Origin of the sequence: Paenibacillus sp. OT2-17, from assembly GCF_009827695.1 — a bacterium.
Taxonomy (GTDB): domain Bacteria; phylum Bacillota; class Bacilli; order Paenibacillales; family Paenibacillaceae; genus Paenibacillus; species Paenibacillus polymyxa_B.
This window is the reverse complement of the sequence record NZ_WUDQ01000856.1, coordinates 1-1,119: the sequence shown is the minus strand read 5'-3', so window position 1 is coordinate 1,119 and position 1,119 is coordinate 1. Positions and strand designations below refer to the sequence as shown.

The window sequence follows — 1,119 nt, the reverse complement described above, 5'->3', positions numbered from 1 at the left end:
TATAGGTAAAGCCTGACCCGTTACGGATGATGTCTTCGATGTAGCCTCAGTAGATGGACTAACCGACGTACTTGATACTACATTTCCTGATAAACTCTCAGACTGTACAGTGGAGGCCAATCCTGATGATAAGGACAATACAAGCAGCACGACAGCCGCTTTTTGCTTCATAGATGAATCTCTCCCCTTTCGGTTCATTCCCCGAATCTTTTCCATTTTTTTCGACATAAACTTCCACGAACTCTTTGCATTCTAATTGTACTTTCAGGTTTATGTTGGTACAAGGTGTCAAAACAATACATTTTTGTAACCTTTACTTCCTGATTACTCGCTTTATACTACTTTTCGTCCAATGAGATATTGATTCAACCTATTTTTACCTGAACTTTACCTAATTTTCAGCTAATTTTAAGGAAACCAACAGCATCTATTAAGGTTTGGAACATATACTAGAGAAAGAATAACAGCCGCTCACTGGGAGGGTTAATAGATGATAAAAGAATCTCGCATGACAACCACTAACGAACCGTCTGATTTGTGGATGACCCGCTTTTTACGTGAATCAGAACAAAAAAAGAAACAACTGATCCGGGAAGCCCGGAAAAATAACGATATACCGCTGATGAACAGCATTTCTTTTCACCTTGCCCAACGGGATCAGCAGCATCTTATCGGATAAAATGTCAAGTGAATCTTATGCTATAAATAACAGATTACCTCTAGTTATCTGCTTCATATGCTAGATGAAAAAAATCCGGGACAAATCGATAATTGATTTGTCCCGGATTTTTGTGATAATCAAATCTAATATAAAACCGCATAGCTTGTTCCGTTCCTATTCTTCCATCTCCGCCTGCGGATCATAGAGATATTGATCGAGTGGAATACGCCCGCTTTCATTAAAACGTATGCCTTCCTCCTCCAAATACAGACGCTGCAGGGATGCGGACTCATCCTCCTGCAAAGCAATCTCCCCCAAACGGTTGACCACTCTATGCCAAGGAAGTCGGTGTTTTTGGCTCAATGTATGCAAAATTCGCACCACCTGTCTGGCACCTCTTGGGCTTCCGGCCTCTGCCGCAATTTGACCGTAAGTCATTACTTTTCCCTCAGGGATCA

Annotated in this window: 2 protein-coding genes; one reads left to right on the top strand and one right to left on the bottom strand. The window is 41.4% G+C overall.

The features are described from left to right. The first annotated feature begins 490 nt into the window (after window positions 1–490). Complete coding sequence (locus GRP75_RS27685) at window positions 491–679, top strand: hypothetical protein (protein WP_013370989.1); 189 nt, start codon at window positions 491–493, stop codon at window positions 677–679. A gap of 156 nt (window positions 680–835) precedes the next feature. Here GRP75_RS27685 and GRP75_RS27680 read toward each other — a convergent pair whose 3' ends face one another. Continuing rightward, window positions 836–1,117, bottom strand: coding sequence for an MGMT family protein (locus GRP75_RS27680; RefSeq protein ID WP_337194287.1), 282 nt, complete (start codon window positions 1,115–1,117; stop codon window positions 836–838). Window positions 1,118–1,119: the final 2 nt, after the last annotated feature.

What these genes read in the sequence shown, in the direction of transcription:
- GRP75_RS27685 (WP_013370989.1), top strand. Translation starts at nt 491, where the DNA reads ATGATAAAAGAATCTCGCATGACAACCACTAACGAACCGTCTGATTTG.